Source organism: Tardiphaga sp. (assembly GCF_044340795.1).
Taxonomy (GTDB): Bacteria; Pseudomonadota; Alphaproteobacteria; order Rhizobiales; family Xanthobacteraceae; genus Tardiphaga.
On the sequence record NZ_JBIISY010000321.1, the window covers coordinates 1 to 5635 of the forward strand.

Below are 5635 nucleotides of genomic sequence, written 5' to 3' on the forward strand. Positions count from 1 at the left end.
CGGCAATCTGTTGCCGCTGCCGGTGGTGCCGGCCCTGCATCCCGGCGGCCTCGCGCTGTCGTTGCTCTACGGGCTCCTGACGGCACTCGCTTTCGGCCTGTGGCCGCTGGCCCGCGTGCATGACGTACCCGTGGCCGCCCTGTTCCGCGATGCCGCGCATACGGAATCGCGGCGACCGCAGACGCGCTATCTCGCCTGGATGGTGGTGGTGGTGGCTGTCCTCATCACCGTTGTCATCGGGCTCGCCTATGACAAGCGCGTCGCGGCGATCTTCGTCGTGTCGTCGGTGGTGGTGTTCGCGTTGCTGCGCGGGATCGCCAGCGTGCTGATGTCCATCGCGCGAAAACTGCCACGCCCGCGCATGACCATGCTGCGGCTTGCTATCGCCAACATCCACCGGCCCGGCGCGCTGACGCCATCGGTGGTGATGTCGCTCGGCCTCGGCCTCACGGTGCTGGTCACCATCACGCAGATTGACGGCAATCTGCGCCGGCAATTCATGGCCTCACTGCCGGAAAAGGCGCCGTCCTTCTATTTCATCGATATTCCGTCCACCGACGCGGAGCGCTTCGGCGCCTTCCTGAAAGAGAAGCAGCCGCAATCCACGGTGGAAGAGGTGCCGATGCTGCGCGGTCGCATTGTCGGTGCCCGCGGCGTCAAGGCCGAGGACCTGAAGCCTTCCATCGATGCCGAATGGGTGCTGCAGAGCGACCGCGGCATCAGCTACACTGACGAGGTGCCGCGCGGCTCCAAGGTGGTCGAAGGCGAGTGGTGGCCGAAGGGCTACAGTGGCCCGCCACTGGTCTCGTTCGAGAAGAAGCTGGCGGACGGGCTTGGGCTCAAGCTCGGCGACGAGGTCGTGGTCAACGTGCTCGGCCGCGATCTGACGGCGAAAATCGGCAGCCTGCGCAGTGTCGACTGGCAGAGCCTCGGCATCAATTTCGTTCTCGTCTTTTCGCCCAATGCGTTCCGCGGTGCGCCGCATACCCATATCGCCACGCTGACCGAGCCTCAGTCTGATCCGGCGCAGGATGCGGCTCTGGTCAAGGCGGTGGCGGATGCCTTCCCGATGGTGACGACGGTGCGGGTGCGCGAGGCGCTGGAAACAGTCGGCTCCGTGGTCACCAACCTGACGCTGGCGATTCGCGGGGCCAGCGCCGTCACGCTGCTGTCGGCGATCCTCGTGCTGGGTGGCGCACTCGCGGCCGGTCATCGTCACCGTGTCTATGACGCGGTCATCCTGAAGACCCTCGGCGCCACTCGCGCGCGGCTGCTCGGTGCCTATGCGCTCGAATATCTGATGATCGGGTTCGCCACCGCGGTGTTCGGCGTCATTGCCGGCTCGGTCTCCGCGTGGCTGATCGTCACGCGCCTGATGAATCTCGGTTTCGCCTGGCAGAGCGGCAGCGCGGCCGGGGTGGTTCTGGCAGCGCTTATTGTCACAGTGGGACTGGGTTTGCTGGGTACGCTGGTAGCCCTGACCCAGAAGCCGGCCACCGTGTTGCGGAATTTGTGACCCGTTTCGGTACGATGCGGTCACAGCGGCGGTTGATTCGGACGAAAACACTGCAGAATCCGCAAGCCGTTGCGGGCACGGCCATTTACCAGTTTCGGCTGTGTGACATGCGGAGCGACATTCCGCCACGCGTGGAAGCTTGCAGGGAATGTGTTAGTTTACCACATACCCTTTGGGTCAGGCCTTCAGCGTTTGTGTCGAGATATTCATCCCGTACGGCGCTGAATCTGGGATATAATTCGGACCAGCGACGCACACCCTTTGCGGGCGCCTGGACAACTTATCGAGGTTTCGACCATGTCGGATCTAGACCGTAACTACGCTTCCCCCTTCGGCCAGGCCGGCACCCGCGACGCCGCCGCCGTCGATGCGGGTCTGCGCTCCTATATGCTGCGCATCTACAACTACATGACCATCGGCCTGGCCATCACCGGCTTTGCTGCTCTGGGCGTGTATATGGGCGCCGTCACCGACGCCTCGAATGCCGTGGCCCGGGTCGGTTCGACCCATCTGTCGGCGTTCGGCTACTACATGTTCGCCAGCCCGTTGAAGTGGGTCTTCATCGCCGCTCCGCTGGTGATGGTGTTCGCCATTTCGTTCGGTATCAACCGCCTGAAGCCGGCGACCGCCCAGCTCCTGTTCTGGGTATTCGCAGCGCTGATGGGCATCTCGCTGTCGTCGATCTTCCTGGTGTACACGCACACCTCGATCGTGCGCGTGTTCTTCATCACCGCGGCCTCGTTCGGTGCGCTGAGCCTCTACGGCTACACCACCAAGCGTGACATGACGGGCATGGGCTCGTTCCTGATGATGGGCCTGTTCGGCATCATCATCGCGAGCATCGTGAACATCTTCGTCGCCTCGTCGATGCTGCAGTTCATCGTCTCGGTGGTCGGCGTGCTGATCTTCGCAGGCCTCACCGCCTACGACACGCAGCGTCTGAAGAACGACTACATCTACGGCTACGCCTCCCAGGGCGGCGACATCGCAGAGCGTGCGGCCATCACTGGCGCCCTGTCGCTCTACCTGAACTTCATCAACCTGTTCACGCTGCTGCTGCAGCTGCTCGGACAGAAAGAGTAAGTTCGGCGAACAGCCAGACGAGATCGAAGCCCCGGCCAGGAGCCGGGGCTTTTCTTTTGCGGGAACCGGTCCTACGGTTCCGCCATGCCCGAGCTCACCATCCGCGCGGCTGTGGCCGCGGACCTTCCCGCCATCACCGCCATCTATGAAGAGGCGGTCCTGCATGGCACCGCGACCTTCGAAATCGAGCCGCCGAATCTCGCTGAAATGACCCGTCGCTATGAGGCGCTGGCCAGCGCGGGCTTCCCCTATTTCGTGGCCGTCGATGGCGATCAGGTGCTCGGCTATGCCTATGCCGGTTCCTATCGGCCCCGGATCGCCTATCGCTTCACCGTCGAGAATTCGATCTATCTGGCGCCTGCCGCGCAGCGCCGGGGCATCGGCAGCCGGCTTCTTGCCACCCTGATCGAATCATGCGCGGCCAAGGGCTTTCGGCAGATGGTGGCGGTGATCGGCGACAGCGCCAATGCGGGCTCCATCGCCGTCCATCGCAATGCCGGCTTCGAAATGGTCGGCACCAACCCGAATGTCGGATTCAAATTCGGCCGCTGGCTGGATACCGTCTCGATGCAGAAGGCGCTGGGGGACGGCGGCGAGACGCTGCCGTAGGGCGGATGAGCCGAAGGCGTTATCCGCCGGCCGAATTCATGGTGGAAACTCCGCGGCGGATTACGCTTCGCTCATCCGCCCTACGGGGAGCCAAAGCCTCACACCACCGCCAGTTTCCGATCGATCGCCAGCAGCACCCGGTCCAGTTCATGGCCGCGGCGCAGGATCATGCCGGTGGCGGAGATCACGCTGTACATGCCCTGTTTGCGCGCCAGCCGCGGGTCTTTCTCGATCCGGTAGATCGGCATCTCCGACGCGCGCCGGAACACCGAAAACACCGCCCGGTCGCGCAGGAAGTCGATCGCGTAGTCGCGCCACTCGCCGTCGGAGACCATGCGTCCGTAGAGATTGAGGATACGGCTGAGTTCGATGCGGTTGAAGCTGACGACGGGAGCCGGCGCCGGGCCCGTCGTCCCGCGATTCGAAGTGGGGTCATTATCTCCCGAAATCACATGCATCGGCGCCTCCTGTCATATCACCTACATGATTGCGCCGTCGGCCCTACGCCGCAAGGCCGGATTCCCGGTGCTGGAAAGAAGAAATCTTTCGTCACGGGAACGTTAGGCGAATCTTATTGCCGCCCAATTTCAGCCCATCGAATGCCCTTGTGGCTTGCGACAAGAAGATACTGCGTCGGGTCCGGTTCTTCCGGTCTCGGATTCCTCAGCCCCCAGCCCCCCGCGGTCGTTGGGATCGGACCCTGCGCAGTGAGTATAATAATCCCCACTGGGCCAACGTTAGTTGGTCCTTTTCTTTTTTGGGGGGGCCTAAAGGCGAAGACGCAGATTCCGCGGCGAGCCCGGCCAATAAGCTTCTGTTAAGATAGTTACCGCAGCGACGTATACGCCGCACCGCGCATCGGGCCGGGCCGGTCGCGCGAGCCGTCCTGCACATAGACCACGGCGGCATCGACGCCATCGCGCGACACGTTTTCCAGCGGCACGGACCAGTTGGCAGCGCTGCCGTTCCAATCACCGACCTTCAGCCAGTTGCGCACGACGTTGTAATAGGTGAGTTCGCGACCGCGATTCTCGCCACGGCCGACGGTGATCGGCACCGATTTCGATACCGAGCAGATCCACACTTCACCGTGATTGTTGCTCGACGCTTCCGTCGATGCGGCGACGGAGACGTTCACATGCTTGCCTGACACGGAGACCGACACCGGCACCGACATCACCGATGCCGCGCCCTTCCGGGTGTTATCGATCTCGGTCTTGATCTTTGTCGCGTCGCTGCCGATCACCTGCGTCGCGCCGTTGACGACGGCCTGCGGCGTATAGATGTCGCGATCGCCGCGCATCTGCGAATAGGCTTTCTGGCGGGCGCTGAAGCGCGAATCGGCCAGCGTGTCCTTCCAGCCGAGATAGTCCCAGTAATCGACCGGCATGCTGAGCGCGATCACCGACGGATCCTTGGCGAGATCTCCGATGATCTGGTCCGCCGGCGGACAGGACGAGCAGCCCTGCGAGGTGAACAATTCCACGACGGCACGGGGCTGTGTCTGCGTGCTTGTGGCGGACGCCGTGTGACTGAACGCGACGACGAGGCAGGCGCCGAGCGCACCAGTCCATCGCGACATATCACAGGAGAATTTCATCAAGACGTGCCGCGCTCGGAGTTGGGTCAACCAGATCTGGGCAAACCAATCTGGCGCCGCTCGATGGGGTCATCAAAAAACAGACGTCTTCTCAAGAAGAAGGCGGCCCTTCATAGGCCGCCTTCCAATCACTAGCCACTCACTTCGAGGTGAGGCACGACGTCACAGCAACCGGGCTCACGCGGCCAGCTGACGCAGCACGTAATGCAGGATACCGCCGTTACGGTAGTATTCCAGCTCGTCCAGCGTATCGATGCGGCAGAGCAGCGTCTCGTTGTGGACCTTGCCGTCCGCCATCGTGATTTCCGCCACCATCTTCTGGCGCGGCTTGATCTCGCCGGCGAGGCCGCGAATCGTCACCTGCTCGCTGCCCGTGAGGCCGAGCTTCTTCCATGACGAACCATTCTCGAAGGTCAGCGGCAGCACGCCCATGCCCACGAGGTTGGAGCGGTGAATACGCTCGAAGCTTTCGGTGATCACGGCGCGCACACCGAGCAGGCGCGTGCCTTTAGCGGCCCAGTCGCGCGACGAGCCGTTGCCATATTCGGCGCCGCCAAAGATCACCAGCGGGACCTGCTCGGCCTGATACTTCATCGCGGCGTCGAAGATCGACATCGCCTCGCCATCGGGCCAGTGCTTGGTCATGCCGCCTTCCGGCACATTGCCGTCGGCGCCCTGCATCATGAAGTTCTTGATGCGGATATTGGCGAAAGTGCCGCGCATCATCACTTCGTGGTTGCCGCGGCGCGTGCCGTATTGATTGAAGTCAGCCGGGCGCACCTGATGCTCCGACAGATATTTGCCGGCGGGCGAGGTGAGCTTGATCG

5 protein-coding genes and 1 pseudogene are annotated in these 5635 nt (G+C 62.9%); 3 read left to right on the forward strand and 3 right to left on the reverse strand.

Annotation, left to right across the window (positions count from 1 at the left end):
• The 3 genes from ACIQ17_RS30120 to ACIQ17_RS30130 all read left to right on the forward strand — a co-directional run.
• A partial coding sequence (locus tag ACIQ17_RS30120; RefSeq protein WP_398473132.1) for an ABC transporter permease occupies positions 1 to 1516 on the forward strand: 1516 nt, incomplete at its 5' end.
• A 297-nt stretch (positions 1517 to 1813) separates the two neighbouring features.
• Positions 1814 to 2599: a Bax inhibitor-1/YccA family protein gene (locus tag ACIQ17_RS30125; protein ID WP_398473133.1), complete on the forward strand. Its 786-nt coding sequence runs from the start codon at positions 1814 to 1816 to the stop codon at positions 2597 to 2599.
• 84 nt (positions 2600 to 2683) lie between these two features.
• Positions 2684 to 3208 carry a GNAT family N-acetyltransferase gene (locus ACIQ17_RS30130; RefSeq protein WP_398473134.1) on the forward strand — a complete coding sequence of 175 codons (525 nt, stop codon included), beginning with the start codon at positions 2684 to 2686 and terminating at the stop codon, positions 3206 to 3208.
• Between the two features lie 98 nt (positions 3209 to 3306).
• Here ACIQ17_RS30130 and ACIQ17_RS30135 read toward each other — a convergent pair whose 3' ends face one another.
• The 3 genes and pseudogenes from ACIQ17_RS30135 to ACIQ17_RS30145 all read right to left on the reverse strand — a co-directional run.
• The gene (locus ACIQ17_RS30135) at positions 3307 to 3666 is read right to left on the reverse strand and encodes a DUF2794 domain-containing protein (RefSeq protein ID WP_398473135.1); all 360 of its coding nucleotides are present in this window, start codon (positions 3664 to 3666) and stop codon (positions 3307 to 3309) included.
• Positions 3667 to 4034: 368 nt separating this feature from the next.
• The gene (locus ACIQ17_RS30140; protein WP_398473136.1) at positions 4035 to 4790 is read right to left on the reverse strand and encodes a DUF1223 domain-containing protein; all 756 of its coding nucleotides are present in this window, start codon (positions 4788 to 4790) and stop codon (positions 4035 to 4037) included.
• Positions 4791 to 4985: 195 nt separating this feature from the next.
• Positions 4986 to 5635, reverse strand: a pseudogene (locus ACIQ17_RS30145) (aconitate hydratase); the annotation flags it as partial.